23 protein-coding genes are annotated in these 25,626 nt (G+C 72.4%); 9 read left to right on the top strand and 14 right to left on the bottom strand.

Translation table 11 applies throughout. The features are described from left to right. Positions 1-54: 54 nt before the first annotated feature. Positions 55-672, bottom strand: a complete 618-nt coding sequence (locus tag ACFW48_RS33600) for a class I SAM-dependent methyltransferase (RefSeq protein ID WP_386321657.1) — start codon at positions 670-672, stop codon at positions 55-57. Positions 673-824: 152 nt separating this feature from the next. Here ACFW48_RS33600 and ACFW48_RS33605 point away from each other — a divergent pair, with 152 nt between their 5' ends. After that, positions 825-959, top strand: a complete 135-nt coding sequence (locus tag ACFW48_RS33605) for a hypothetical protein (protein ID WP_121746099.1) — start codon at positions 825-827, stop codon at positions 957-959. Between the two features lie 26 nt (positions 960-985). Here ACFW48_RS33605 and ACFW48_RS33610 read toward each other — a convergent pair whose 3' ends face one another. Beyond that, a complete protein-coding gene (locus ACFW48_RS33610) occupies positions 986-1,462 on the bottom strand; it encodes a GNAT family N-acetyltransferase (RefSeq protein ID WP_386321659.1) in 477 nt (158 codons plus the stop codon). Between the two features lie 177 nt (positions 1,463-1,639). Here ACFW48_RS33610 and ACFW48_RS33615 point away from each other — a divergent pair, with 177 nt between their 5' ends. Further along, positions 1,640-2,701, top strand: a complete 1,062-nt coding sequence (locus ACFW48_RS33615) for a lytic polysaccharide monooxygenase (RefSeq protein WP_386321661.1) — start codon at positions 1,640-1,642, stop codon at positions 2,699-2,701. A 124-nt stretch (positions 2,702-2,825) separates the two neighbouring features. On the opposite strand, the gene ACFW48_RS33620 is transcribed toward ACFW48_RS33615, so the two are convergent. Beyond that, complete coding sequence (locus ACFW48_RS33620; protein WP_386321663.1) at positions 2,826-3,272, bottom strand: MarR family winged helix-turn-helix transcriptional regulator; 447 nt, start codon at positions 3,270-3,272, stop codon at positions 2,826-2,828. Positions 3,273-3,380: 108 nt separating this feature from the next. Between ACFW48_RS33620 and ACFW48_RS33625 the strand changes: the two genes are divergently transcribed. Next, entirely contained in the window at positions 3,381-3,755 is a 375-nt protein-coding gene (locus ACFW48_RS33625; protein WP_386321665.1) for a cupin domain-containing protein, read from the top strand. Between the two features lie 12 nt (positions 3,756-3,767). Here the strand turns inward: ACFW48_RS33625 and ACFW48_RS33630 are convergent, their stop codons facing one another. Both ACFW48_RS33630 and ACFW48_RS33635 read right to left on the bottom strand, forming a co-directional pair. Next, positions 3,768-4,736: a hypothetical protein gene (locus tag ACFW48_RS33630; RefSeq protein ID WP_386321667.1), complete on the bottom strand. Its 969-nt coding sequence runs from the start codon at positions 4,734-4,736 to the stop codon at positions 3,768-3,770. Next, positions 4,733-8,266 (bottom strand): DNA polymerase III subunit alpha, encoded by a 3,534-nt coding sequence (locus tag ACFW48_RS33635; RefSeq protein ID WP_386321669.1) that lies wholly within the window; start codon positions 8,264-8,266, stop codon positions 4,733-4,735. Before ACFW48_RS33635 ends, ACFW48_RS33630 begins: the two co-directional genes overlap by 4 nt. A gap of 154 nt (positions 8,267-8,420) precedes the next feature. On the opposite strand from ACFW48_RS33635, the gene ACFW48_RS33640 reads away from it, so the two are divergent. After that, complete coding sequence (locus tag ACFW48_RS33640; RefSeq protein WP_386321671.1) at positions 8,421-9,479, top strand: DUF3533 domain-containing protein; 1,059 nt, start codon at positions 8,421-8,423, stop codon at positions 9,477-9,479. A 114-nt stretch (positions 9,480-9,593) separates the two neighbouring features. On the opposite strand, the gene ACFW48_RS33645 is transcribed toward ACFW48_RS33640, so the two are convergent. The 4 genes from ACFW48_RS33645 to ACFW48_RS33660 form a co-directional block, all read right to left on the bottom strand. Beyond that, positions 9,594-10,676 (bottom strand): S1 family peptidase, encoded by a 1,083-nt coding sequence (locus ACFW48_RS33645; protein ID WP_386321673.1) that lies wholly within the window; start codon positions 10,674-10,676, stop codon positions 9,594-9,596. A gap of 469 nt (positions 10,677-11,145) precedes the next feature. After that, positions 11,146-12,051 carry a S1 family peptidase gene (locus tag ACFW48_RS33650; RefSeq protein ID WP_386321675.1) on the bottom strand — a complete coding sequence of 302 codons (906 nt, stop codon included), beginning with the start codon at positions 12,049-12,051 and terminating at the stop codon, positions 11,146-11,148. A 226-nt stretch (positions 12,052-12,277) separates the two neighbouring features. Next, positions 12,278-13,063 carry a DUF1684 domain-containing protein gene (locus ACFW48_RS33655; protein ID WP_386321677.1) on the bottom strand — a complete coding sequence of 262 codons (786 nt, stop codon included), beginning with the start codon at positions 13,061-13,063 and terminating at the stop codon, positions 12,278-12,280. Between the two features lie 28 nt (positions 13,064-13,091). Next, the gene (locus ACFW48_RS33660) at positions 13,092-14,273 is read right to left on the bottom strand and encodes a DUF5685 family protein (protein WP_386321679.1); all 1,182 of its coding nucleotides are present in this window, start codon (positions 14,271-14,273) and stop codon (positions 13,092-13,094) included. 289 nt (positions 14,274-14,562) lie between these two features. On the opposite strand from ACFW48_RS33660, the gene ACFW48_RS33665 reads away from it, so the two are divergent. Beyond that, positions 14,563-15,000 (top strand): cell division protein SepF, encoded by a 438-nt coding sequence (locus ACFW48_RS33665; protein WP_386321680.1) that lies wholly within the window; start codon positions 14,563-14,565, stop codon positions 14,998-15,000. Between the two features lie 58 nt (positions 15,001-15,058). Here ACFW48_RS33665 and ACFW48_RS33670 read toward each other — a convergent pair whose 3' ends face one another. Both ACFW48_RS33670 and ACFW48_RS33675 read right to left on the bottom strand, forming a co-directional pair. Beyond that, on the bottom strand, positions 15,059-16,252 hold the full coding sequence (locus ACFW48_RS33670; RefSeq protein ID WP_386321682.1) for an acyl-CoA dehydrogenase family protein: 1,194 nt from the start codon (positions 16,250-16,252) through the stop codon (positions 15,059-15,061). 309 nt (positions 16,253-16,561) lie between these two features. Continuing rightward, complete coding sequence (locus ACFW48_RS33675; protein WP_386321684.1) at positions 16,562-18,160, bottom strand: MFS transporter; 1,599 nt, start codon at positions 18,158-18,160, stop codon at positions 16,562-16,564. 260 nt (positions 18,161-18,420) lie between these two features. Here ACFW48_RS33675 and ACFW48_RS33680 point away from each other — a divergent pair, with 260 nt between their 5' ends. After that, positions 18,421-19,608 carry a glycosyltransferase family 39 protein gene (locus ACFW48_RS33680; protein ID WP_386321686.1) on the top strand — a complete coding sequence of 396 codons (1,188 nt, stop codon included), beginning with the start codon at positions 18,421-18,423 and terminating at the stop codon, positions 19,606-19,608. A 238-nt stretch (positions 19,609-19,846) separates the two neighbouring features. Further along, complete coding sequence (locus ACFW48_RS33685; protein ID WP_386321688.1) at positions 19,847-20,863, top strand: phosphatase PAP2 family protein; 1,017 nt, start codon at positions 19,847-19,849, stop codon at positions 20,861-20,863. A gap of 41 nt (positions 20,864-20,904) precedes the next feature. On the opposite strand, the gene ACFW48_RS33690 is transcribed toward ACFW48_RS33685, so the two are convergent. Then, the gene (locus ACFW48_RS33690; protein ID WP_121746112.1) at positions 20,905-21,120 is read right to left on the bottom strand and encodes an I78 family peptidase inhibitor; all 216 of its coding nucleotides are present in this window, start codon (positions 21,118-21,120) and stop codon (positions 20,905-20,907) included. A 458-nt stretch (positions 21,121-21,578) separates the two neighbouring features. Beyond that, complete coding sequence (locus tag ACFW48_RS33695; protein WP_386321690.1) at positions 21,579-22,415, bottom strand: hypothetical protein; 837 nt, start codon at positions 22,413-22,415, stop codon at positions 21,579-21,581. Between the two features lie 477 nt (positions 22,416-22,892). Here ACFW48_RS33695 and ACFW48_RS33700 point away from each other — a divergent pair, with 477 nt between their 5' ends. Continuing rightward, entirely contained in the window at positions 22,893-23,690 is a 798-nt protein-coding gene (locus ACFW48_RS33700) for a hypothetical protein (protein ID WP_386321692.1), read from the top strand. Between the two features lie 74 nt (positions 23,691-23,764). Next, complete coding sequence (locus ACFW48_RS33705; protein ID WP_310874099.1) at positions 23,765-24,055, top strand: hypothetical protein; 291 nt, start codon at positions 23,765-23,767, stop codon at positions 24,053-24,055. 77 nt (positions 24,056-24,132) lie between these two features. Here ACFW48_RS33705 and der read toward each other — a convergent pair whose 3' ends face one another. Next, on the bottom strand, positions 24,133-25,611 hold the full coding sequence (der, locus tag ACFW48_RS33710; protein WP_386321694.1) for a ribosome biogenesis GTPase Der: 1,479 nt from the start codon (positions 25,609-25,611) through the stop codon (positions 24,133-24,135). Between the last annotated feature and the right edge of the window lie 15 nt (positions 25,612-25,626).

The raw sequence follows: 25,626 nt of genomic DNA on the forward strand, positions 1-25,626 counted from the left end.
CAGGCGGGAACTGTCAGACAGGCCCTAGGGGGACCAGGAGGACCAGGGCCTGGCTCACTCGGGCATCGCGACCACCGCGTACCGCTCGTCCGCCACCTGTCTCCCCCACAGCGACGGGTCGTCCGACAGCCGCTCCACGCGCACCTCGCCGGCGAGCGGGGCGAGGAGGGAGGTGAGCCGGTGGGCAGCCATGCCGACCGGGGCGACGGACCCCCACACGCCCTCGACCAGGACCAGCCGCCCGCCGGGACGCAGCAACTCCCGCCAGTGCCGCAGGACCCGGCCGGGGTCGGGCAGCGTCCACAGCACGTGCCGGACCAGCACGGTGTCGAAGCGCTGCTCGCCCACCGGCGGTGCCACCGCGTCACCGGTGAGAAACACCGCGTCACGGCCGGCGAGTTTGGCTCTGGCCAGCGCCACCATCGCCGGGGACAGGTCGACGCCGGTGACGCGGTGTCCCTGTTCGGCCGCGAGGAGCGACAGGCTGCCGGTGCCGCACCCCAGGTCGAGGACGTCGCCGGGGAGCGCGGGCAGCCATGACGCCAGCCGGGCCGCCCAGGCCCGGCGCACGTCCGCGTCGCGCAGACCGTGGTCCGGCTCGTCGTCGAAGGCGGCGGCCTCCGCGTCCCAGTCGATACTCGGCGCGGTCGTCCCGTCACTGTTGTTCGCCATGCCGCCAAGAGTGACACCCGCCACTGACAACGGGATCGGGACGCCGGATCGTGACAACCGCCACTGACAGTCATGCATCGATGAGTAAGTCTCGGGGAAAGGGTCTACCTCCGTGAGAACGCGGAACCCGGTGGATCCGTAAGGAGGCAGCCATGCGCCGTCTGACCGTGCAGAAGCCCCTGAAGAAGACCGACGCCCGCCGAGTCCGTGAGGAGGCCGACGAGCGCCCCTCGGGACGCCCGGAGGTCCGCAAGGACATCGCGCGCACGTGGTGGCCGGACAACTGACCGGGCCGGTCACGTCATGAGACGCGTCAGAGCAGCCGCTTACGGTAGTGGACGCGGTCGTAGGGCCCGTCCACACGGCGTTCCACGACCTCGTACCCGTACTTCGGGTAGATCTCCTGGTTCTCCCACATCAACGCGTTCGTGTAGAGCCTGACCTCGGGCAGGCCCAACGCACGCGCGCGTGCGTCCACGAACCGCAGCAGCCGCCGCCCCACGCCCCTGCCGTGCGCGTCGGGGTGGACGGCGACGCTGTCGAGGAAGAGGTGGTCGGGGAACACGTCCAGGACCACGACGCCCACGACTCCCGCGAGGCCCGCCGCGGGCTCGCCCGAGGCTTCCGTGACGAACACCTTCCCCGCGGCCACGTTCGCCGCGTGATCGGCCTCCATCGGCTGCGGCACCACCCCGATGCGCTCGATGTAGGGGCGGTAGGCGGCGTCGGTGACGGCCTTCACCGCCGGTAGGTCGGCGGGGGCCGCCGGCCGGATCTGCTCTTCTGTCATGGCTCGAACGGTAGCTACCTCAGCGCAGCCTGAGCACTCCCTTAACGCGACCATAAGGATCTCCATCACCCGTCGCCAGCAGGCGATTCCACGGTTTCTTGGGGCTAGTTTGCTGATCACCCCCACGGGTCCACGGCCCAAGGCCCACGCCCCCAGCGACCGTTCAAGGAGTTCCCCATGCCCGCATCGTCCGCGTCCCGCAAGGTCGCCGCCGTCGCCGGCCTCGCCCCGCTCGCCCTGACCACACTGGCCGCCGCACCCGCGGCCGCGCACGGTTCGATGGGCGACCCGGTCAGCCGGGTGTCGCAGTGTCACGCCGAGGGCCCGGAGAGCCCGAAGTCGGACGCCTGCAAGGCGGCGGTCGCGGCGGGCGGCACGCAGGCGCTCTACGACTGGAACGGCATCCGCATCGGCAACGCCGCCGGGAAGCACCAGGAGCTGATCCCGGACGGCAAGCTGTGCAGCGCCAACGACCCGGCCTTCAAGGGGATGGACCTGGCCCGCGCGGACTGGCCCGCGACCAGCGTGAGCAGCGGCTCGTACACCTTCAAGTACCGCGTGACAGCCCCGCACAAGGGCACCTTCAAGGTGTACATCACCAAGCCCGGTTACGACCCGGCGGGGCCGCTGGGCTGGGGCGACCTGGACCTGTCCGCCCCGGTAGCCACGGTCACCGACCCGGCCGCCTCCGGCGGTTTCTACACCTTCTCCGGGACCCTCCCCGAGCGTTCCGGCAAGCACCTGCTGTACGCGGTGTGGCAGCGCTCGGACAGCCCGGAGGCGTTCTACTCCTGCTCCGACATCTCCTTCGGCGGCGGCGACAACGGCGGCGCCGAGAGCGGCGACTCCGCGAGCGGTGCCGCCCCGGCCCCGGCCGCCTCCGCTCCGTCCGAGGAGCAGATCGCGGCCGCGGCCGACAAGTCGACGATCGAGCACAACGGCCACGGCGACCAGGACGCCGGGACGACGGCGGACCCGACGGACCCGGCCGCCCCGGACAAGGCGTCGGCCGAGGCGTCCGGCGGGACACCGGAGGACGCCGCGACGCCGACCGCCGGTGGCGAGCCCAACCAGGTCAAGGCCGCCGGCGCGGGCACCGAGAACCTCGCCGAGACCGGCGGGGACAGCACCACGCCCTACATCGCCGTCGGTGGCGCCGCCGCCCTGGCGGTCGGCGCGGCCGTGCTGTTCGCGTCGGTCCGCCGGCGGGCCACGACCGGGGGCCGGCACAGCGGCTGACCCGGGACACGGGGGAACGCGGGGCCTGTCCGGCGGCTCAGACCGGACAGGCCCCGCTCGGCGCGCCGTGCGCCTCGTCAGTCGAAGTCAGTCGAAGTCAGTGAAGACCGCGGGTGGTGGGGGCTCACCAGGCGGGCCGCACAGGCCCGTCGGGCGCTACTCGCAGCAGACGGTCGCGCAGCGCCTGGACCTCGCCCTCGCCCAGCACGTCGACCCATGCGCGCACGGCCTCCGCCGCCGCCTCCTCCGCGGCCCGCGTGCAGGCCCACCCCGACTCGGTCAGCACGACCAGCCGGGCCCGCGCGTCGGCGGGGTGCGGCCGACGTTCGGCGTACCCCTTGCGGACCAGCTCGTCGACGAGCTGACTGGCGGCCTGCTTGGTCATCCCGAGATGCGCGGCGAGGTCGGTGACCGTCGCGCCGTCCGGGGCCAGCCGGGCGAAGGCGAAGCCGTGCGCGGGCCGCAGCCCTTCGAAGCCACGGGCGACGACACCCTCGTGGATGCGCTGCGTGAGCCCACCCGCGGCGGCGAGCACGGCGGCGGACAGGGCCATGGCGTCAAAGTTCTGCACGTGGGCATTGAAACACCCTTGACGCATTGGTCAAGCAGCTTGACCATGGAGCCCGACAAGGTAGTCAAGCACCTTGACCAACAGGCCCCTCGCCGACAGGAGTCCGCCATGCCCGTCGTCCGCTCGTCCGAAGCCGTGACCCACGAGATCCACGGCGCCCGTTTCGTCTCGTACGCCACCCCGCGCAGCGGCAGCAAGGAGCTGTGCGCCTGGCGGGGCGAGATCCCGGCGGGCACGAAGGCGCCCGCGCACACCGTCAGCCGGGAGGAGATCTTCCACCTGCTCACCGGCGAACTGCTGATCACCCTCGACGGCCGCACCGAGCGCGTCACCGCGGGCGACACGGTGATCATCAACCCGGGGGCGACCCTCGCCGTCGAGAACCCCACCGAGCGGACCGCGACGTCCTGGGTCACCACCTCCGTCGGCCTGGAGGCCGAACTGGCCGACGGCACCCGGATCACTCCCCCGTGGGCCAATTGACCCACGGGGGCCTCACGCCGCCAGCGACCCCGGCATCACCGCCTTCGGCCCGAACTTCGCCCGCGCGCGGTCCGCGACCTCCTCGATCCGGCGGACCTTCTCGTCCACGGGGTCGAAGGTGAGCTGGTGGGAAGCCTGCTCGGCGGGGGCGAGGCCCTCGGCGCGCAGGGCGATCGAGCGGACCCGGGCGCGCTGGAGGCCGAGCGCCTCGTACATGTCGTACGCGGCCCGCGTCAGCGCCGCCGAGTGCGCGGTCGGCTCCTTCAGGGTGCGGCTGCGGGTCGTGGCGGAGCGGTCGGCGTAGCGCACGGTGAGGGTGAGGGAGCGGCACACCTTGTCCACGGCGCGCAGCCGGGCACCCAGTTCCTCGGCGGCCGAGAGCAGGGCACGGCGGTGCCGGTCGGGGTCCAGTTCGTCGCGGTCGAAGGGGCGGTCGGCGGCCAGTGAGCGGGAGACGCCGTTGGGGACGACCCGGCCGCGGTCGACGCCGTTCGCCTTCTCGTGCAGCTCGCGGCCGGTCCTCGCGCCGACCAGGCGCTGGAGCGTGGACAGGGGCGCGGCGGCGACCCGGCCGAGGGTGTCGAGGCCGTACTCGCACAGCGTGCGGGCGGTCGCGGTGCCGACGCCGGGCAGCGCGGCGACGGGCTTCCCGGCGAGGAACTCCGCCACGGCGCCCTCCGGTACCGCGCGGGTCAGCCCTGGCCGGGCGTCCCGCAGCGCCATGCGGGCCGGCATCGGGCTCGGTCCGGCGCCGATCACGCAGTCGACGCCGTACAGCGCGAGGGCGCGGACGCGGATCACCGAGGCCAGTTCCACGGCGTCGCGCCCGAAGTACCGCTCGGCGCCCCGCAGATCGGCCAGCGCCCCGTCCGGCGGCAGCGCCTCGACGACCGGCGTGAACTCCTCCAGCAGCCCCAGCAGCTGGGGCAGGGCCGCCTCGTACATCGGCGGCAGCTGGAAACGTACGCAGAGAATGGTCATCCCGCACTCCCCGGACTCTGGTGCCACAACTTCCTTCCCACCGCGGGCCCTTCGCCCGCGGGGCGCAGATCGGCCCATGGATGCATCTCATACCCCGTGGGCATGCGGATGCGCCGTTGTTCCATCGGGTCCTGGGCCGCGGAACCCGTCGGCGCCGGCTGCCCGTCCGAACCGGCGAGGCGTCTGCGCGCCGGGCCGCCCTCGGGATCGTCGCCCTGACTTCCGCCCGTACCGGCCAGCCGGGCCGCGACGCCCTCCAGCCCCTCCTCCCGGCGCACCTCCAGCAGGTCGGCGAGGTTCCAGGCGGCGGAGCCCACGACGCTGAGGCTGCGCGGGCCGCGCCGCTGCACCACCCCGCGCACCAGCAGCAGCCAGGAGTGGAAGACGGTGTGCGCGCAGGCGTCGTGCGAGTCGTCGAAGAAGGCGAGGTCGACCAGGCCTGTGCCGTCGTCGAGGGTGGAGAAGATGACCCGGCGGCCGGAGCGGATCGGCGGCGTCTGGGTGGCCGCCTTGGCGCCCGCGACCAGCACCGTCTCCCCGTGCCGGGCCTCGCGCAGCCGCTTGGCCGACATGACGCCCAGCTCGTTCAGGAAGGTGCGGTGGTCGTCCATCAGGTTGCGCGAGGCGTCCATGGAGAGCACGCCCAGCTCGGCGCTGAGCTTCTCCGCCGAGGTGAGGTCGGGCAGTCCGGCGGAGGCCGTCTTCCGGCCGCCGGACAGGGGGAGCTGGTCGCCGCGTCCGCCCCGGGCGCCGCGGTGCAGCTCGGTCAAATGCAGTTGCAGGTCGCGTCGGTTGGCGCCGAACGCGTCCAGCGCGCCGACCTGGGCGAGCCGTCCGGCCAGCGGCCTGCTGGGGCGGGCCCGTTCCCAGAAGTCGAGCAGGGAGGCGTACGGCTGCCCCTCGGCGATCCGCTCCGCCTCGGCCTCGCTGATGCCGTGCACGTCCAGGAGGGCGAGACGGAGGCCCCACACCTTCGGCCGACGCGGGGATTCAGACACCAGTTCGATCCTGTGTGCGACCCCCGACTTGTTCACGTCCAACGGCAGGATCGGCACCCCGCGCCGCCGCGCGTCCGCCAGCAGCAGCCGCTTGGGATACATGCCGGGGTCGTGCGTGAGCAGACCGGCGTAGAAGGCGGCCGGGTGATGGGCCTTCAGCCACGCCGACTGATAGGTGGGGACGGCGAAGGCGACCGCGTGCGCCTTGCAGAAGCCGTAACTGCCGAAGGCCTCGACGATCTCCCAGGTCCGCTGAATCGTTTCCGCGTCATACCCGTTCGCCGTCGCGTGCTGCGCGAACCACACCTTGATCCGCCCCTGCGACTCGGGGTCGGACAGCCCGCGCCGCACGCGGTCCGCCTCGCCGCGTCCGCAGCCGGTCATGATGTCCACGATGTCGATGATCTGCTCGTGGAAGACGACGACCCCGTACGTGCCTTTCAGGGGCTCCGACAGGTCCTCGTGCGGGTAGCGCACCGGCGCCCGCCCGTGCCGGGCCTCGATGAACGGCCGCACCATGTCGGCGGCGACCGGACCGGGCCGGAAGAGCGAGATGTCGACGACGAGATCGTGGAAGGTGGCCGGCTGGAGCCTCCCGACCAGGTCCCGCTGCCCCGGCGACTCGATCTGGAAGCAGCCCAGCGTCTCGGCGGAGCGGATCATCCGGTACGTCGCCGGATCGCCCTCCGGCACCGCGTCCAGGTCGACCTCGGTGCCCGTCGCCCGCTTCACCTCGGCGACCGCGTGCGCCATCGCCGACTGCATCCGCACGCCGAGCACGTCCAGCTTGAGCAGCCCGAGGTCCTCGACGTCGTCCTTGTCGAACTGCGCCATGGGAAAGCCCTCGCCGCTGGTCGGCATGACCGGCGTACGGGAGAGCAGGGAGGCGTCGGAGAGGAGCACTCCGCAGGGGTGCATGGCGACGCCGCGCGGGAGGGCGTCGAGGCCCTCCACCAGCTCCCACAGCCTGCCGTACCGTTCCTTCTCCCCCGCCAGTTCCTTGAGTTCGGGCAGTTCCTCCAGCGCCGCGCGGGCGTCGCGGGCACGGATGTGCGGGAAGGACTTGGCGACGCGGTCGATCTCGGCCGGGTCCATGGACAGGGCGGCACCGACGTCGCGGATGGCGTGGCGCACCCGGTACGTCTCCGGCATGGCGACCGTGGCGACCCGCTCGGTGCCGAAGCGGCCGATGATCGCCCGGTAGACCTCCAGGCGGCGGGCGGACTCCACGTCGATGTCGATGTCGGGCAGCACGACCCGCTCCCTGGACAGGAAGCGCTCCATCAGCAGCCCGTGCTCGACCGGGTCGGCGTGCGCGATGCCGAGGAGGTGGTTGACGAGCGAGCCCGCGCCGGAGCCGCGCGCCGCGACCCGGATGCCCATGTCCCGTACGTCGTCCACGACCTGGGCGACGGTGAGGAAGTACGAGGCGAAGCCGTGGTGGGCGATGATGTCCAGCTCGTGGTGCATCCGCTCCCAGTAGTGCCGCGCGCCGGAGGAGCGGTCGTAGCCGCGCAGCACCATGCCCGCCGCCGCCCGGGAGGCGAGCGCGCGCTGGGCGGTGCGGCGGCCGGCGCCCACGAGGTGCGGTTCGGGGAAGTGGACGGCGCCCATGCCGAGGTCGTCCTCCGGGTCGACCAGGCATTCCGCGGCCGTCGCCCGCGTCTGCTCCAGCAGGCGGTGGGCCGTGTCGCGCCGGAAGCCCGCGGCCTCCACGACGCGCTCGGCGGCGTGCCGCATGGCGCCCGGGTCCTTGAGCCAGGCCTCGCCGGAGTCCAGTTCCTTGGTGGCGTCGATGGGGACCAGGCGGCGGGCGGCGTCCAGGACGTCGGCGACCGGACCCTGGCCGGGGTCCGCGTAGCGGACGGCGTTGGCGAGCACCGGCCGGACGCCCTGCTCGGCGGCGAAGCCGACGGTGCGGGCGGCCAGGCGCAGGGAACCGGGGCCGGTCCCTTCACGACCGTGCCAGACGGCCTCCAGACGCAGGGCGTCGCCGTAGACCTCCCGCCAGGGGGCGAGGAGCCGCGCCGCACGGTCGGGGCGGCCGGCGGCGAGGGCGCGGCCGACGTCGGAGTCGGGGCCGAGCAGGACGGTCAGGCCGTCGGCGTGGTTGTCGGCCCAGGAGAGCAGGGGCGTGTCCGGCGCGGTGTGGGCGGCGGACACCAGTCGGCACAGGTCGGCCCAACCGCGTGCGCCGTCCCGGGCGAGGAAGGTCACCCGCGGGGCCGACTCGTCGACGAAGGCGCCTCCGCGCACGGGGGCGCGGCGACGGTCCCGGCGTACGGAGGTCTCCGCGCGGTCCGCTTCGGGCTGGGGGGCGGCCACCGCCAGGTCCGCGCCGAACAGCGGACGGACGCCCGCCTTCGCGCAGGCCTTGGCGAAGCGGACCGTGCCCGCGAGGGTGTCGCGGTCGGTGAGGGCGAGGGCGTCCATGCCCCGCTCGACAGCACGCTCGGCCAGCCGCTCCGGGTGGGAGGCGCCGTAGCGGGCGGAGAACCCGGAGACGGTGTGCAGATGCGTGAAACCCGGCACACGCACCTCCCGATCTCATGAACCCGACGCGCTTATCGAACGTCTGTTCCCAACTACCTCACCCCCACCATAGACCAATTTTCGAATGCGTGTGCGACACCCGTTCGGCCCTGCCCCACCTGCGCAAACGCCCGCCGACCCGGACCGTGGGGACATGTCGCACACCCCGGTCACCGACCGTCGCAGCGGCTCCTTCCTCGGTGAGGTGAAGGACGCCGTCACCCCGCGGGCCACCCTGCTCGTGCTCGGCGTGATCGCGCTCCAGCTGCTGTTCATCGCCTCCTACGTGGGGGCGCTGCACGACCCGAAACCGAAGGACGTGCCCTTCGGGGTGGTCGCGCCCCCGGCGGCCGCCGAGCAGACGGTGGGCAGGCTGGAGCGGCTGCCCGGGTCGCCGCTGGATCCGCGCACGGTGGCCGACGCGGCGAGCGCCCGGAAGCAGATCATGAACCGGGAGATCGACGGCGCCCTGGTCGTCGACCCCTCCAGCCGCACCGACACCCTGCTGGTCGCCTCCGGCGGCGGGACCGTTCTCGCCACCACCCTGGAGGGCCTGGTCGCCAAGGTGGAGAAGGCCGAGGGCCGCACGGTGCGGACCGTCGACGTGGCCCCGGCCTCACCCCAGGACTTCGACGGGCTGTCGTCCTTCTACCTGGTCGTGGGCTGGTGCGTCGGCGGCTATCTGTGCGCCTCGATCCTGGCGATCAGCACCGGCGCCCGGCCCGCCAATCCGCGTCGCGCGGCGATCCGGCTGATCGTGATGGCCCTGGTGTCGATCGTCGGCGGACTCGGCGGCGCGGTGATCATCGGGCCCATCCTGGGCGCGCTGCCCGGCAGCGTGGTGGACCTGTGGGGGCTCGGCGCGCTGATCACCTTCGCGGTGGGCGCCGCCACGCTCGCCCTCCAGGGCGTCTTCGGGATCGTCGGCATCGGGCTGGCGATCCTGCTGGTGGTGATCGCGGGCAACCCGAGCGCGGGCGGCGCCTTCCCGCTGCCGATGCTGCCGCCGTTCTGGAAGGAGATCGGCCCGTGGCTACCACCGGGCGCGGGCACCTGGGCGGCCCGCTCGATCGCCTACTTCAAGGGCAACGACACGACCGTCTCCCTGCTGGTGCTGTGGGCGTGGGCGGTCGCGGGGACGGTGATCACGGTGCTGGCGTCCGTGCTGCGCGTCAGGCGGCAGGAGGCGGAGCTGCCGACGCAGGCCGGCTGACCCGCGGGCCGGCCGAACCGTTGTCCGCGCGCGAGCACACGGAAGTCCCGCCCCTCGCGCGCGGGACGGGACTTCAGCGGTACCTCAGAGGCACTCCACAGGTGCGGGTGCTGCTCAGCCGATCCGCGTACCGGTGGCCGACAGGGCCTCCGTCACCGGCTGGAAGAAGGTCTCGCCGCCCGAGGTGCAGTCACCGCTGCCGCCGGAGGTGAGACCGACGGCCTTGTCGCCCGAGAAGAGCGAGCCGCCGCTGTCGCCGGGCTCGGCGCAGACGTCGGTCTGGATCAGGCCGTTGACGATGTCGCCGTTGCCGTAGTTCACGGTGGCGTCCAGGCCGGTGACCGCGCCCGAGTGCACCTGGGTGGTGGAGCCGCTGCGGGTCACCTCCATGCCGACGGTGGCGTCGGCGGCACCCGAGATGGCCTGGGCGGAGCCGTCGTAGAGGTTCACCTCGCTCGGGTGGTCCACCTCGGCGGTGTACTTGACCAGGCCGTAGTCGTTGTCCGGGAAGCTGGACGCCTCGTTCTCGCCGATCACGTTCCCGGAGGAGTCCGACCAGCTCGTGATGGACTCGGTGCAGTGGCCGGCGGTGAGGAAGTACGGCACCCCGCCCTTGGTCACGTTGAAGCCCAGGGAACAGCGCCCGCCGTTGCCGGTGATGGCGTCGCCGCCCGAGCCGAAGGGCCGGTACTCGCCCTTGGTCCGCTTGAGCTCGGCCTTGGCGCCGAGCCCGTCGACCACCTTGGTCAGCTTGGCCCACTCGGCCTTGGAGACCGTGCGGTCGGCGGTGACGACGACCTTGTTGGTGGTCGGGTCGGTCGCCCAGGAGGTGCCCGGGATGGTGGCGTCCTCGGTGAGGGTGGTGCGCGCGCTCTTCAGCTCGGCGAGCGAGTTCTCGACGACTCTCGCCTCGGCGCCGGCCTCCTCGACGATCTGCGCGGCGGCTTCGTCGAGCACGTTGACGACGAGGCTCTTCGCCTGCGCGTCGTAGTACGTGCCCACCGCGTCGGTGCCGAGGTCGCCGAGCAGCGTGGAGGCGAGCTTTCCGGCCGCCGTGACCGACAGGGTCTCGGGGGCGGAGGCCTGCGGGGCCTCACTGGCGTTCGCACTCTGGAAGGTGACTCCCGCGGCGACCAGTGCGGTGATACCCGCGCCTATGACTGCGGCACGCCGCCTGGGTATGCGTCGGTGCTTCAACTCACGTCCTCCTGTGGGGGGTCGACCCGGGAGGTTGTGGGGACCTCACGGGCCGGAAGGCTGGTTGACGAGCGCTAACTCTTCCAACCGCACAGGGGGCACACAAGGTCGACTTCAGGACGTGCGCACGACAACTTCAGCGCGCGCACACGCCCTTCACCATTCATGCCCCTTCCAGCAGGATTCGCGCGGCGAACACTCCAGCAAACACTACGAGCGAGTAACCGGGAGCCGGCGACAAGGTCTGGCCATGTCTCGAATTCACCCCTTGCGCCGCCGCCTCCGAGTGTGCGTCTACACGCGATGGCGGCACCGGTCCCGGCAAAGAGGAAGGGCGAAGGGGACGGGCAAAGGAGAGCCCCCGCACACCGGTTGGTGTGCGGGGGCTCGTCGTGCTGCTGGCTGCGTTTCGGTGTACGGACCGATACGGACTGATACAGACGGATACGGACCGATACGGACCGACGGACTAGTAGACGCTGACGCCGTAGGCGCTCAGGGCCTCCGTGACCGGCTGGAAGAACGTCGTACCGCCGGAACGGCAGTTGCCGCTGCCGCCGGAGGTGAGACCGTACGCGGTGCCGTTGCTGCCGTAGAGCGGGCCACCCGAGTCGCCGGGCTCGGCGCAGACCGTGGTCTGGATCAGCCCGCCGACGACGTCGCCGCCGCCGTAGTTGACGGTGGCGTTCAGGGCGGTGACCCGGCCGCTGTGGGTGCCGGTGGTGGAACCGTCACGGATGACGGTGGTGCCCACGCTCGGGGTGGCCGCACGGGTGATGTCCACGCCGTTCGCGGTGCCGGGCCGGCTGACCGACCCCGAGTACCGCACGATGCCGTAGTCGTTGCCCGGGAAGCTGGAGCCGGCCGTGGAGCCGATGACCGAGGTGCGCCCGGAGTTGGAGTACCAGGTGCCCGCGCCGTCGGTGCAGTGACCGGCGGTCAGGAAGTACTCGGTGCCGTTGCTGCTGCGGACGTTGAAGCCCAGGGAGCAGCGCCAGCTGCTCGCGTAGATGGCGTCGCCGCCCTGGATGAGCTTGTTGAACGTGCCGGGGGTGCGCTTGATCGTGAACGCGCCGGCCTTGTCGCCGGCCTGCTCCTTGATCTTCGCGATCTCGGCCTGGGAGACCGTGCTGTCGACCGTGAGAAGCACCCGGCCGGTCTTGCTGTCGACGGCCCAGGCGGTGCCCGGGACATCGGCCTTGAGCACCGCGCCACTTGCGCTGTTCAGCTCGGCGGCGCTGAAGGTGGCCGGGGTGGGTGCGGCGTTCGCGCTGGGGATCGCGATCGCGGCCGCGGCCACGAGGCCGGTGGATACGGCGATCAGCCGGGTCCGTCTCGTGATGCCGCTGCGGGGGGTGGTGCGCTTGATCCTCACTTTTCGTTCCTCCACAAAGGAAGTCGGGGGCCCTCTTGTGGGGTTGGGGCCCGTGAGGCGCAGCCAGGGCTGGACATCCGGGTTCCGGATGCGTCGTGACCCTGACAAGCGCTGAGGTTGGAGTATTCGGCCGAACGACCGGTCGGCGCAAGAGTGCCTTTCGGCCGTCAATCTTTGAACCACCTTTGGAAGACCTTTCAACGGCCTTCACCAACCCCGGCGGACCTCAGCGCAGTTCGCGCTCCCCCGCCTCGACGCGGACGTCCAGGGTGTTCCCCGGCGGCGGGAGAGGACAGACGAAGTGGTCCGCGAACGCGCACGGCGGCAGCAGCGCGCGGTTGAGGTCGACCACCGTACGGCCCTCTGCGTCCGGCGCGGCCGGACGCAGAAACCGGAAGCGGTAACTGGTGCTCCCACTGGTGGCGTCGGCGAAGACGGCCCACAGCGAGCCGTCCGCCTCGACGCTCACCTGGAGCGTGAGGTGCTGCCCGCCCAGGGTGAAGGCCAGCTCACCGCCGAGACCGAGCCCGCGCTCCCGCCCGTCCGCGTTCGGCACCCGCACGCTGCGCCGCCCGGTGCCGTACGGCGTGAAGCGCCCCGGCACCGACCAGCGCGGGTCGTAGGGCGTGGCCGCGATGCCCCGGAACGCCCGGCGCGCCCCGGCGGCCGGATCGAAGTCGCGCACGCCCCAGGCGCCCTCGCGCAGCAGGACGACGATCCGCCGCTCGCCGCAGGCCACCCGGGCCGCGCTCGCCGGTCCCGGGTCGGCCGCGAGCCGCACCTCGCCGTCGAGGGGCCGCCCGTCCACGGTGAGCCCGTCCGCCCCGGTGGCCGTCAGCAGTACCGCGTCGCCGCCCGCCACCCAGTTCCCGGGGATGTCCGGAAGTTGCCCTTCCGGATAGTCCTCCAGCCAGTACGTGCCGGTCAGCGCGAGGGGCCCGTAGGGCGCCGACACCGCCGCGATGCGCTGCTCGTGCCACCGCTTCCACTCGTCGGATGCGTCCGTCGTCATGGAGGCAACCCTCGCACAACGGACCGCCTCAGCAGCTGCAGCCGCAGTCGCAGCCGTCGCAGCCACACCCGTCGTCACCGCAGCAGTTGCCGCAGCACTCGCAGCAACTGCAGCAGTCACCGCACCCGCCGCAGTCGCAGTTGGCGCACGATCCTTCCTTGGGCTCCCCGCTCCAGGGGTCGTGGTACGTGCCGCAGCACAGCTGGCACGTGCAGGCCAGCCCCAGCCACACGGCGCACCCCGCGAGCAGCCCGCGCCGGTCGCGGCGGGGCGGCTCCGGGGGCGTCGGCCCACCCGGGGCGCCCGGCGGGGCGTACGGGTGACCGCCGTGGGCGCAGGAGACGGTGCCGAAGGCGCGGTCGACGGAGTTGCCCAGCTCGTGCACGAGCAGCCGGTGCACCAGCCGGCCGTCACCGAACTCGGCCTCGCGCAGTGCGAGCCGTACCCCGCGCACGGCGTCGTCCGCCAGCCGCCGGGCCTCCGTGAGCGGGGTCCCGGTGGCGGTGAGGGGGTTCCAGGCGCCCGACGCGGCGTCAGCTTCCTTGTCCTCCACGGCGTCGAGGAGATGGGCGAGCCGGCCGAAGAGACGTCCGGCCTCGGCGAGCGGCTCCGCGTTGTGCGGCCGTCCGGCGAGGTGGGCGGTGTGTGCGAACGCGGCGGCGGTCGCGGTCTCGGTCGGCTCGGTGACGGTGAGCAGGGGCGTGCCGGGCCCGGCGAGCGCCTCGATGCCGCCCTGCCGGTCCACGGCGTCGACCAGGACGGCGGTGTCGAACCCGACGGCACCGCCGCCGCGGGCGCCGGCCGCGTCCCAGCCCGTGGCGACCCGGCGGGCGGCGAGGGTCACCGGCCGGCGGGCCAGCAGCCCGTCCCCGTCTGCGACGTGGTCACGCACCTTGGCCGAGGCCAGCACCAGGGAGACGGCCGCCGCGAGCCGGGCACCCTCACCGTGCGCGACGGACGCGGTGCGCATCCCGCGCAGCGGACACGGCCCGGCCTTGCGCCGCCCGGCACCCCTGCCGGTCCCGGCCCCGTCGTGGGCCTGAGCCTCCGTCAAAACCGATATGAGCAGCCCGTCATAGTTCGTCACGATCCGCGCGAACTGTCCGTGGTCCTTGCGCAGCGCGAGGCACAACCCGCACAAATGCGCCATCCACTGGCTCGTGAGACTTTCGCCGAGCCGGTGCCTGCAAGGCCTGACGATTCCGAACACGACATTCCCCCGTGGTGCGTACGACGTTGAGCTGCGGCATCGTATCGATCGCCGCGTTCACCCGTACGCACCCCGCCTCACCCGTGTGCCGGGAAGAATCATATTTCACTCACAGTCAGCATCCGTTTGGGAAAGGACCCTTGGGACACAAGGACTCTCGACGGATTCGCTGTGCACCAGTACCGTCACAAACCCCCCGGGCGGCGTCTATCCACTTGGCGCGACGTCCGCATCATGGATGACCATAGGGATGCGGAAGCACGAAAGACCGCTGTGAGAGGAGGCGTCCATGGGATCGGTACGCAAGGCGAGTGCGTGGCTCGGCCTCGTCGACGACAACGATGACGAGCGTTACTACGACGACGACTACACCGAGGGCTCCGAGTCCGGGGACGCCTGGGTCACGGACCCGCGGGTGAAGGTGGCCTCGGACGTGGCCGAGGAGAAGGGCCGCCGCATCGCAACCGTCACCCCGGACAGCTTCCGGGACGCACGGTCCATCGGCGAGCTGTTCCGGGACGGGGTCCCGGTCATCATGAACCTGACGGCCATGGAGGCCACCGACGCCAAGCGCGTGGTCGACTTCGCGGCCGGACTGATCTTCGGTCTGCGCGGTTCGATCGAGCGGGTGTCCACCCGGGTGTTCCTGCTGAGCCCGGCCGACACCCAGGTCATCAGCGGCGAGCCGGCCGCGCACCGTTCCGACGGCTTCTTCAACCAGAGCTGAGGCGGGGCCGCACACCACGGCCCCGCCCCGCCGGACTCCTTCGCGCTCCCTCGGGCTCCTACCGGAAGGCGTCGAGTCCGGTGAGCGCCTTGCCCAGCACCAGCTGGTGCATCTCGACGGTGCCCTCGTAGGTGAGCACCGATTCCAGGTTCGTCGCGTGCCGCATCACGGGGTACTCGAGGGAGATCCCGTTGGCGCCGAGGATCGTGCGGGCCGTACGGCAGATGTCGATGGCCTCGCGGACGTTGTTGAGCTTGCCGAAGCTGACCTGCTCGGGACGCAGGCGGCCGGCGTCCATGCGCCGCCCGAGGTGGTGGGCGAGCAGAATCCCCTTGTGCAGTTCGACCGCCATGTCGGCGAGCTTGGCCTGGGTGAGCTGGAAGCCGCCGATGGGCCGCCCGAACTGCTCCCGCGACTTCGCGTACTCCACGGCCGCCTCGAAGGAGCTGCGGGCCGCGCCCATCGCGCCCCAGACGATGCCGTAGCGGGCGTGGGAGAGGCAGCTGAGCGGTCCGCGCAGGCCGGTCACCTCCGGCAGTACGGCGTCGGCGGGCAGCCGTACGTCGTCCAGGACCAGCTCGCTGGTGACACTGGCCCGCAGCGACCACTTGTGCTTGATCTCGGGCGCGGAGAAGCCGGCGCTGTCGGTCGGCACGACGAAGCCGCGGATCCCGTCCTCGGTCTGCGCCCAGACGACGGCGACACCGGCCACCGACCCGTTGGTGATCCACATCTTGCGCCCGTTGAGCACCCAGTCCCCACCGCCCTCGCGCTTGGCGTGGGTGCGCATGTTGGCGGGGTCGGAGCCGTGGTCCGGCTCGGTCAGCCCGAAGCAGCCGATGACCTCGCCGGCGGCCATGCGCGGCAGCCAGGTCTGCTTCTGCTCCTCGCTGCCGAAGCGGTGGATGGCGTACATGGCGAGGGAGCCCTGCACGGATACCAGGGAGCGGATGCCGGAGTCGGCCGCCTCCAGCTCCAGGCAGGCGAGCCCGTACTGCACGGCACTCGCGCCGGCACAGCCGTAGCCGTCGAGCGACATGCCTAGGGCGCCGAGGGAGCCGAGTTCGCGAGCGAGGTCCCGGATGCCGGGCAGCTCACCGTCCTCGTACCACTCCGCGATGTGCGGCAGCACGCGGTCCGTGGCCCAGGTGCGAACGGTGTCCCGGATCGCCAGGTCCTCCGGTTCGAGGAGGTCGTCGACGCCGAGGGGGTCGGCGGGGTCGAACGCGGGCAGCTTGGGGGACGAGGCCATGGGACACCCTCCGGGACTGTGAAAACTAGCGCTGCTAGTTACGGTTCTCGTGCCGACGTTACGATGCGACGCCCCGCACGTCCACCATGCGGCTCCCACCCCCGCACCACCCGTTCACCGCCCACCGGGAGGTGGACGTGGCCCGTGGGTGGCTGAGGAGCGTCGGCGCCTGCGGGCAGCGCTCCCACAGCGGCTGCGGCCGCGCTCGCGCCCACCACCCACCCACCGCAAGCCGCCGCACTCCCACGGTCGACGTCCACCCCGCTCCCGACGGTGAACGGGTGGTGCGCGGGTGGGAGACCAAGCCGCTCACACCGAGACGCGGGACTCCACCGCGTCCCTAGGCGCAGGCACGGTCACCGCCTCACACTGCATGACCCGCGGCAACCGCAACGCCATCACCGCCCCCAGCAGCAACAACCCCGCACTCACCACCAACGTCACATGCAACCCATGCACGAACGCATCGGCAGCCGCCCGCCGCAGAGCCTCCCCCGCAGGCCCCCCGAGCTGCGCGGCGACCTCATACGCCTCCCCCAGCGAATGCCCCGCCGCCACCGACGCCGGCCCCGGCACCCCGGGCACACCCCCCGCCAGCCCGGGCGCGTACGCCGCGTTCATCACGCTGCCCAGCAGCGCGATCCCGATCCCGGCGCCCAGCTGGTACGACGTCTCCCCGATCGCCGCCGCCCCGCCGGCCTGCTCCTGCGGCGCCTCGCTCAGCATCGACTCGTACGCCCCGAACAGCGTGGTCTCCAGCCCGAAGCCGAGCAGCACGAACCCGGACAGCATCAGCGCGCAGTTGTCGGCCCGGCCCATCGCCGTCAGCAGCACCACCGCGAAGGCGGTCAGGCAGAACCCTGCGCACACCGTCCGGCGCGGCCCGAACCGCCGCAGCATCCGCGCGCCCGCCAGCCCCGCCGCCATCGCCGCGAAGGTCAGCGGCACCAGCCGCAGCCCGGTCTCCAGCGGGGACAGCCCGAGCACCAGCTGCAGGTACTGGGCCGCGATCAGCTCCAGACCCACCAGCGCCAGCATCGCCAGCACGATGCACCCCACCGACGTGCTGAACGCCGGCCGCCGGAACATCTCCAGGTCCACCAGCGGGTGCGTACGCCGCCGTTGCCGTCGTACGAAGGCGACCAGCAGGGCCGCGCCCACCACCAGCGGCAGCACGGTGAGCGCGCTCGCCACCGGCTCGCCGCCGCCCAGCCGCTTCACGCCCAGGACGACGCCGAACAGGCCGCCCGCCGCCATCAGCGCGCCGACGACGTCCCAGGGCCCGCGGCCGTCGCCCTTCGACTCGGGCAGCAGCAGCCGCCCCACCGGGAGGCTGACCAGCATCAGCGGGATGTTGACGAGGAAGACCGAGCCCCACCAGAAGTGCTCCAGCAGGAAGCCGCCGAGCAGCGGGCCGACCGCCGCGCCGACCGCGGCCACGGCGCTCCAGATGCCGATGGCCATCGCCCGTTCCCGCCGCTCGGGAAAGACCTGGCGCAGGATCGACAGCGTCGCCGGCATGATCATCGCGCCGCCGACGCCGAGCAGCGCACGGGCCACGATCAGCAGCTGGGCGTTGTCGGCGAGGGCCGCGAGCGCGGAGGCGACGCCGAAGAGCGCGTAGCCGAGCAGGAGGACCCGTCTGCGGCCCACCCGGTCACCCAGCGTGCCGAACAGGATCAGCAGCGAGGCGCAGACGAGCGGGTAGACGTCGACGATCCAGAGCAGTTCGATCGCGCCGGGCCGCAGGTCCTCGGTGACGGCGGGGACCGCCACGTGCAGCACGGTCGCGTCGACGGCGACGAGCAGCAGGCTGACGCAGAGGACGACCAGAACCACCCAGCGGTTGGCACCGGCCCCGGCCGCCCGACGGCGCAGCGCGGCGGCAGCCGTGGTCGTCCCGGACATGTACGTACCTCCAAGATGTTCCCTCGCGTCCGGCGGGCTGCGCGGGGTGGGGACTCCCCTGCGGCTCGGCCGGAGAGGAGCGGGGGCTCCGGGCCGTGCGACGGAACGCGAGTGACTCGCCAGAGTACGCGAGAGAGCGCACCGCACACGTGGCGGGCCTCACACATACCGCGCCGTCCGTGTGGCATGCGCCACCGCGTCCCGGGCCCCGCCCGCCCCGGCCGGCCGACCACTCCCGACCCCGGCAGATAATCGAGCCCGTGACCGATCTTGAAACGCGCGCGGCGGGCCGCCCCGGAGCCCTGCGCCGGGCCGCCCCGGCGCTCCTCGGCTACGCGGCCGTACGCGCCCTGGGCCTGCTCGCCCTGGCCCTGTGGAGCGCCGCGCGCGACAAGAGCGCGTACACGCTGCTGACCGCCCGCTGGGACTCCCTCTGGTACACCAGGGTCGCCGACCTGGGCTACGGCTACGAGGTGCGCCTGCCCAATGGCGACGTCCATTCCAACCTGGCCTTCTTCCCGCTGCTGCCCTGGCTGGAGCGGCTCGGCGCGGCGGTGACGCCGTTGTCGCACGCGGACGCCGGGTTCGTCGTCTCGCTGCTCGCCTCGCTCGCCGCGGCCTGGGGGATCTTCGCGGTGGCGGACCATGTGTACGGCCGCCGGGCCGGGGTGTGCGCGGTGCTGCTGTGGGCCGTGCTGCCGGTCGGGATCGTGCAGTCCATGGCGTACAGCGAGTCCCTGTTCACGGCGCTGGCCGCCTGGTCGCTGTACGCGGTGCTGACCGGGCGCTGGGTGGCGGCGGGGGCGCTGGCCGCGCTGGCCGGGCTGACCCGTCCGGTCGGGCTCGCGGTGGCGGCGGCGGTGTGGGCGGCCGCGGTCGTGGCATTCGTGCGAAGCCGGAGCGACGCCGTCCCGGACGGCGCCCACGGACCGGAGCGCGCCCCCGGTGACGGCGCGCGGCGTGTGCTCGGCATGCTCCTCGCGCCCCTGGGCACCGCCGGGTACGTGCTCTGGGTCGGGCACCGCACCGGCAAGGGCCCGCTCGGCTACCTCGACGTCCAGGCCGGCTGGCGCAACGGCTTCGACGGAGGTGTGGCCTTCGCCCGTTTCGTCGCCGGGAGACTCACGTCGTTCCCGTCGGCCCTGGCGGGCGTCGGACTGATCGTCGGGGTCGCGCTGCTGGTCTGGCTGTACGTCGTGTGCGTACGGCAGCGCCAGCCGCTCGCACTGCTGGTGTACACGGGGATCGTCACCGCCCTCGCCCTGTGCGCGTCGAGCTACTTCGGCTCGAAACCCCGGCTGCTGATGCCCGCCTTCCCGCTGCTGCTGCCACTCGCCGTCGCTCTCGCCCGGCTGCGAACCTCCAGGTCGGCGCTGGTCGTGGGCGGTGTCGCGGTGGCTTCGGCGGTGTACGGGGCGTTCTGGCTGAACGGCTCCGGCCCGCCCTGACCGGCCCGGGCCGCCCGATGGCCGCCGGGAGAATTCCGCACCAGCATTCGGTTAACGAATTCATAAGCACGATAAAACCGCTGACCGGGCAGATCAAAGGAAATGAAGTCCGCGGTCGGCCCGGATTGCGGATTCCTCGGAAATAAACCTCCGCCTGAGAGGAATCCCACATCACATCGTCATCACAAAGCCGTTGATTCGGCCGGGATCACTCCTCACTCGCTGTAACGTCGATTGGGTGCGTACCGAACGGAACCTCACCCGTCTGGACCGGGTGTTCGCGAGACTCGACCGGGAGCCGGAACGACCGGCCCACCTGGATGTGCCGGTGATGAGCCGGCACAGGATTGCGCTGTTCGCCGGGACCCTCGCGTTCTATATCGCGATCGTGTGGGCCGTGGTCATCACCTCGTGGCTCGTCCGGCTCGACTGGCAGGTCATGTTCTTCCGGCCCTACCAGCAGTGGCCGGAGATCCACGCGTTCGTCGACTACTACGTGGTGCTCGGCCAGCGCGGACCCACCGCGGTGATGGTCGCGGCGTGGCTCGGCTGGCGCTCCTGGCGGCAGCACACGCTGCGTCCCCTGCTCGCGCTCGGTGTCTCCCTGCTCCTGCTGAACGTCACGGTGGGCGCCGCCAAGATCGGCATGGGCCGGCTCGGGCCGCACTACGCGACCACGGTCGGCGCGAACGAGATGTGGCTCGGCGGCGATATATTTCCGAGCGGTCACACCGCGAACGCCGTCGTGACCTGGGGCATCCTGGCCTACCTGGCCTCGACGCCGAGGGCGCGGCGCTGGCTGTCGGCCCTGTCGGCGGTCGTTTCACTCGGGGTGGGCATGTCCACCGTCTACCTCGGTACGCACTGGCTCAGCGACGTGCTCCTCGGCTGGGCGGCGGGGCTGCTGATCCTGCTGGCGCTGCCGTGGTTCGAGCCGCTGATCACCCGGGCCGAGGCCTGGATCCTCGGCCTGCGCGACCGCTGGTTCGCCCGCCTCGGCCGCAAGGCGGCGACGAAGCTGCCGGTCAGCCCGCCCGCGGTCCTCACGCCCCCCGCCTCCGCCCCGGAGAAGACCCCGCTCCGCGAGCCGGTCGCCGCACCTCGCACCCGGGCCCCGGCATACCTCGCGCCGGGCCCGCACACGGCCCGTTCGGACCGTACGCCGGTGACCCCGGCCGGCAGCCGCAGGCCGCCGCACGCCGACCGCCACCCGCGAGGCGCGGCCCCGGCCGCACGCCCCCTGTCGGGCGGCTGACCCGGCGCGGGGGCCGGTACGCACAGCCCCTCCCCCGCGCGTCAGCCCTTCCAGGCCCGGGCCACGCGGCCGTCCTTCACCTCGAAGTTGAGGCGGCCCACGCGGTACTCCATGGTGATGACCGTGCCCGGCGCCAGTGACCGCACCGTCGACCAGCCCCGCTCCCGCGCGAGCCGTTCGGCCGCGCCGGATTCGAGGCCGACGTATGCGTCCGGACTGTCCTGGGGTTCGGCCGGTGGTGTCGGAATCGGTGCCATGCCGCCACGCTATGTCCTGCTCCGCGACCGGGGAAGCCCAGGCCGGCAACACGGGCCACAGATGCACCTACGGTCACATTTCTGTCACAGGATCACGGCCCCCGTTTTGGTCGAACTCCGTCACACGGACGGGCGGTTTTGTACGCCTTCCGCGAGCACGGCAGGCGAATTGCCACGGGTCGCATCGCCCCATCGAATAGGCGAACGGAAAAGGCCTGCAAAGCGTCCCGAACGCTCCCCCGCATTTCGCGTCCGAACGGACTTGCGGATGACTTGCGGAGATCGGACATCGACACAGGAAACACATCGCCCGCCCACAGGTTCCCGTCGCCGGTCGCGGGCCGCTCGGGCCGGGGCAGGGCGCGGGTCAGCCGGTCGCGTCCGGTCCGGCTCGCCTCCGTCGGCCCGGCCGGCTCCAGCACCTCGAAGTGGTCGCGGACAGGCACTGTCCGCGGTCGTCAGGACCCCAGCGGGGTGACGGACAGCGACAGGTCGTTGTCCCGGGTGTAGTACGGCCCGGCCTCTACGGGGCCGTGCGGCGTCCGCACGCGCGCGCGTGGATACGTGAAGACGGGGTGCTTGTCGGCGACGTCGTCCAGCAGCCGCGCGAGGCGTACGACCGGACCGGGCTCACCGGCGGGCCTCAGCCAAAGGTCCCACTCGCCCGGCGCGAGGGTGTCATAGGGCACGGTGAAGCCGAACTCCGCCCGGTCGGCCGCGACGTCCAGCCGGCGTACGGTGCCGGCGCCGGCGCCGGACCGGGCCCGCACCTCGGCGTGGGCGCCGGGGGCGAGCTGCGTGCCGTACACCCGCCCGCGTACGGTCAGCCCGCCGTCGGCGAAGCCGAGCTCACCCGTCTCCGCGTGCGGGGCCCGCAGCCAGCTGCGGACGGTGAGGTTGCCCTGCCGGGTGGCGTACGGGATGCGGACGGCGACGTGGCCGAGCAGACCGCCCGGGGTGCGGTCGGCGAGGGAGCGCAGGTCGGTGACGCCGGGCACCAGGCGCCGCGGTTCACCGGCGGACACGCGCGCGTAGGCGTCCCAGCGGCCCTCGGGCAGGGCCACGCTGCTGGGCAGCGCGGCGCGCAGCCGGCCCTCGGCGGCCGGGGCCAGCGGCAGGCTGACCGTGTCGGCGGCGGAGTCGGTGTCGGCGGCGGAGTCGGCGGCGCGGCGGCGCAGTATGAGGAGGGCCGCCTCGGTCTCCCCGTGCGCGGCGACGTCGAAGGTCAGACCGCCCGCGGAGTCGCCGATGCAGTCGGCGCGCAGCGGGGCGGCCGGTGGGGCCGGCGGCGTCATGCGGTGCGGTTCCTCCCTGGGCTTCTCGTCGTCCGGTTAGACCCGGAACCCCGCCTTCTGGTTGTCCGTGTCCGATTGCGATGTGGTCACGAACGGAAGCGGGTCCGCGGCCGCGACGCCGTCGTAGGCTTCCTGACCGGCCCGTCACTCCAGGCCAGTCCACCATTACCTCGGGTATCAGCCATTTCCGGACACCCACTTCATTCGCTGATTTCCTGATTTGTCGACCAACCGGCATGGCGATCCCTGATCCACCCCCCAGGGTCAACGCCCTTACGTTTCACCCCAGTTGACGGCAAGTGAGCGATGCCGCCCGGCGGATGACCGTACGCGCCGGATGGTTCGATTCCGTTGGCCATGGGGCGTGACTCCCGCCACAGATCGCCCGTTGTCATCTGCATGAGCCGGGGATCCGCCCGGACCACGGCCCGGGAGCCACCCGGTCCGGTCACGCACCGCATCCCGAGGGAGCCACCCGTGCCGCGCATGCTCGACGTCAGCGACGACGTACGCGCCGAGATCGGCGACGAAGAAGCCGACCGCCTGCTCGCCGGGGAGTCCGCCCCGGGCAGCTACGACTGCACGTCCTGCCGCACCCCGGGCGACTGCGAGCAGGAGCGCACCAGCACCGTTCTCTTCATCGGGGACGAGACCGCCGTCCTCGCCTTCGCCCACGCCGGCTGTCTTCCCTCGCAGGTCGTGAAGGTCACCGAGGAGCAGCTCCAGGGAGCCGTGAAGTCCATCCACGCCGACAACGCCCGCCCCGAGCCCGAGCAGGCCGCACCCGAGAAGGTCGCATCCGAACAGGCCGTGCTCGGCGTCACCAGCGGACTGATCCTGATCGCCGGGGAGCTGCACCCGGCCCTCGTGGTGGAGCCGACCGCCCCCATCGCGCGGCCCGGCACGGCCGGCGCCGGCGACGACTTCCTGCCGCTGCTCATCGAACAGGGCTTCATGCCGGTCACCGAGCTGTCCACCACGCCCGCCGTGCTGCACGGCTGGTCGGTACTGCTCGCGATGGGCCAGCTGCACGCGGTGCTCCAGCCGGGGACGAACGGCGGCCGGCCGGTGGCCTGGTGGCAGGCACACCAGCCCCTCCAGGTCACCGAGGGCTGGCGCACGGCGGCCAACAAGCACCAGCAGGTGCTGATGTTCGCGGCGCCCGTCGGGTCGATCGGACGGCAGCCGCGCGAGGACCTGCTGCGGGACGCACTGGACAAGGCGGCGGCGAACGGGCAGCTGGTCGCGGCGGCGCTGCCGCTGGCGGGAACCTGAGCGCCCTCCGTGCGGGCGCCGGACGCCCACGGCCTGGCCCGCATCTCTTCCAGTGCAAGGTCGTTTGGACATACGTGTACGCATACGACGCCTTCCACCGCCAGGGCGGCCCCTCGGCCACGCCGATCTACGACGCGCTCTACGCCGAGTACGTCAGGTCCTTCCGATCACTGCCGGGGGATCGCAGCGGCGAGGAGGAGCTGGGGTTCACGTCCTTCCGGAGCATCCCACGCAGCAGGGGCACGTACAGCGCCTACAGCGCGGGTGCCCACAGCGCCCGCGTCGGCCAGCAGTCGATGTGGCAGCGCGTCGGCACGCACCACGTCCCGGCCGCGCTGCCACCGGCTCCGCGCAGAGGTGCCTGACAGCCACCTGAGCCATGACGGCGACGAGAGAGGGCGACCCCGGCCGGGGTCGCCCTCTCTCGTCGTTGCCGGTGCTGCTACTTCTTCTTCGCGCCGCGCTTCTCGCGCACCCGCACCGAGATGTGGATCGGCGTCCCCTCGAAGCCGAACTCCTCGCGCAGCCGGCGCTCGATGAAGCGCCGGTAGCCCGCCTCGATGAAGCCGGAGGCGAAGAGCACGAACCGCGGGGGCTTGGTGCCCGCCTGCGTACCGAACAGGATGCGGGGCTGCTTGCCGCCCCGCACCGGGTGCGGGTGGGCGGCGACCAGCTCACCCAGGAAGGCGTTCAGCCGGCCCGTCGGGACCCGGGTCTCCCAGCCGGCCAGCGCGGTCTCGATCGCCGGGACCAGCTTCTCCATGTGCCGCCCGGTCTGCGCCGAGACGTTGACCCGCGGCGCCCACGCCACCTGGCCCAGCTCGGTCTCGATCTCCCGCTCCAGGTAGTAGCGGCGCTCCTCGTCGAGGGTGTCCCACTTGTTGAAGGCGACGACGATCGCGCGTCCCGCCTCGACGGCCATGGTGACGATCCGCTGGTCCTGGACCGAGATCGACTCGGAGGCGTCGATGAGGATGACGGCGACCTCCGCCTTCTCGACGGCGGCGGCGGTGCGCAGCGAGGCGTAGTAGTCGGCGCCCTGCTGGAGGTGGACGCGCTTGCGGATGCCCGCCGTGTCGACGAACTTCCAGGTGACGCCGCCCAGCTCGATCAGCTCGTCGACCGGGTCGCGGGTGGTGCCGGCCATCTCGTTGACGACGACCCGGTCCTCGCCCGCCACCTTGTTCAGCAGCGAGGACTTGCCGACGTTGGGCCGGCCGATCAGGGCGATGCGGCGCGGGCCGCCGACGGCGGTGCCGAAGGTCTGGGCCGGGGCCTCGGGCAGGGCCTCCAGGACCTTGTCCAGCATGTCGCCGGTGCCGCGGCCGTGCAGCGCGGAGACCGGCTGGGGCTCCCCCAGCCCCAGCGACCACAGGTAGGAGGCGTCGGCCTCGCCGCTCGGGCCGTCGACCTTGTTGGCGCACAGCACGACGGGCTTGCCCGCCTTGCGCAGCAGCCGTACGACCGCCTCGTCGGTGTCGGTGGCGCCGACCTTGGCGTCCACGACGAAGACGACCGCGTCGGCGGCCTCGATCGCGTACTCGGCCTGCGCGGCCACGGAGGCGTCGATACCGAGGACGTCCTGCTCCCAGCCGCCGGTGTCGACGACCTTGAAGCGGCGGCCGGCCCATTCGGCCTCGTAGGTGACGCGGTCGCGGGTGACGCCGGGCTTGTCCTCGACGACGGCCTCGCGGCGGCCGATGATCCGGTTCACCAGGGTCGACTTGCCGACGTTGGGGCGGCCGACGACGGCGAGGACGGGCAGCGGGCCGTGCCCGGCCGCCTCGATCGCGCCCTCGACCTCCTCGATGTCGAAGCCCTCTTCGGTGGCCAGCTCCATGAACTGCGCGTACTCGGCGTCGCCAAGCGCCCCGTGGTCGTGCTCCTCGCCCGAGCCCTCGGAGTGGATGTGGTCGTTCATGAAGTCCGTACCTCG

The organism is Streptomyces sp. NPDC058812 (assembly GCF_042744565.1).
Taxonomy (GTDB): domain Bacteria; phylum Actinomycetota; class Actinomycetes; order Streptomycetales; family Streptomycetaceae; genus Streptomyces; species Streptomyces thinghirensis.

Coding starts and splice junctions, on each gene's coding strand:
- ACFW48_RS33600 (WP_386321657.1), bottom strand. CDS start 672: ATGGCGAACAACAGTGACGGGACGACCGCGCCGAGTATCGACTGGGAC.
- ACFW48_RS33605 (WP_121746099.1), top strand. CDS start 825: ATGCGCCGTCTGACCGTGCAGAAGCCCCTGAAGAAGACCGACGCCCGC.
- ACFW48_RS33610 (WP_386321659.1), bottom strand. CDS start 1,462: ATGACAGAAGAGCAGATCCGGCCGGCGGCCCCCGCCGACCTACCGGCG.
- ACFW48_RS33615 (WP_386321661.1), top strand. CDS start 1,640: ATGCCCGCATCGTCCGCGTCCCGCAAGGTCGCCGCCGTCGCCGGCCTC.
- ACFW48_RS33625 (WP_386321665.1), top strand. CDS start 3,381: ATGCCCGTCGTCCGCTCGTCCGAAGCCGTGACCCACGAGATCCACGGC.
- ACFW48_RS33630 (WP_386321667.1), bottom strand. CDS start 4,736: ATGACCATTCTCTGCGTACGTTTCCAGCTGCCGCCGATGTACGAGGCG.
- ACFW48_RS33640 (WP_386321671.1), top strand. CDS start 8,421: ATGTCGCACACCCCGGTCACCGACCGTCGCAGCGGCTCCTTCCTCGGT.
- ACFW48_RS33655 (WP_386321677.1), bottom strand. CDS start 13,063: ATGACGACGGACGCATCCGACGAGTGGAAGCGGTGGCACGAGCAGCGC.
- ACFW48_RS33665 (WP_386321680.1), top strand. CDS start 14,563: ATGGGATCGGTACGCAAGGCGAGTGCGTGGCTCGGCCTCGTCGACGAC.
- ACFW48_RS33670 (WP_386321682.1), bottom strand. CDS start 16,252: ATGGCCTCGTCCCCCAAGCTGCCCGCGTTCGACCCCGCCGACCCCCTC.
- ACFW48_RS33675 (WP_386321684.1), bottom strand. CDS start 18,160: ATGTCCGGGACGACCACGGCTGCCGCCGCGCTGCGCCGTCGGGCGGCC.
- ACFW48_RS33690 (WP_121746112.1), bottom strand. CDS start 21,120: ATGGCACCGATTCCGACACCACCGGCCGAACCCCAGGACAGTCCGGAC.
- ACFW48_RS33695 (WP_386321690.1), bottom strand. CDS start 22,415: ATGACGCCGCCGGCCCCACCGGCCGCCCCGCTGCGCGCCGACTGCATC.
- der (WP_386321694.1), bottom strand. CDS start 25,611: ATGAACGACCACATCCACTCCGAGGGCTCGGGCGAGGAGCACGACCAC.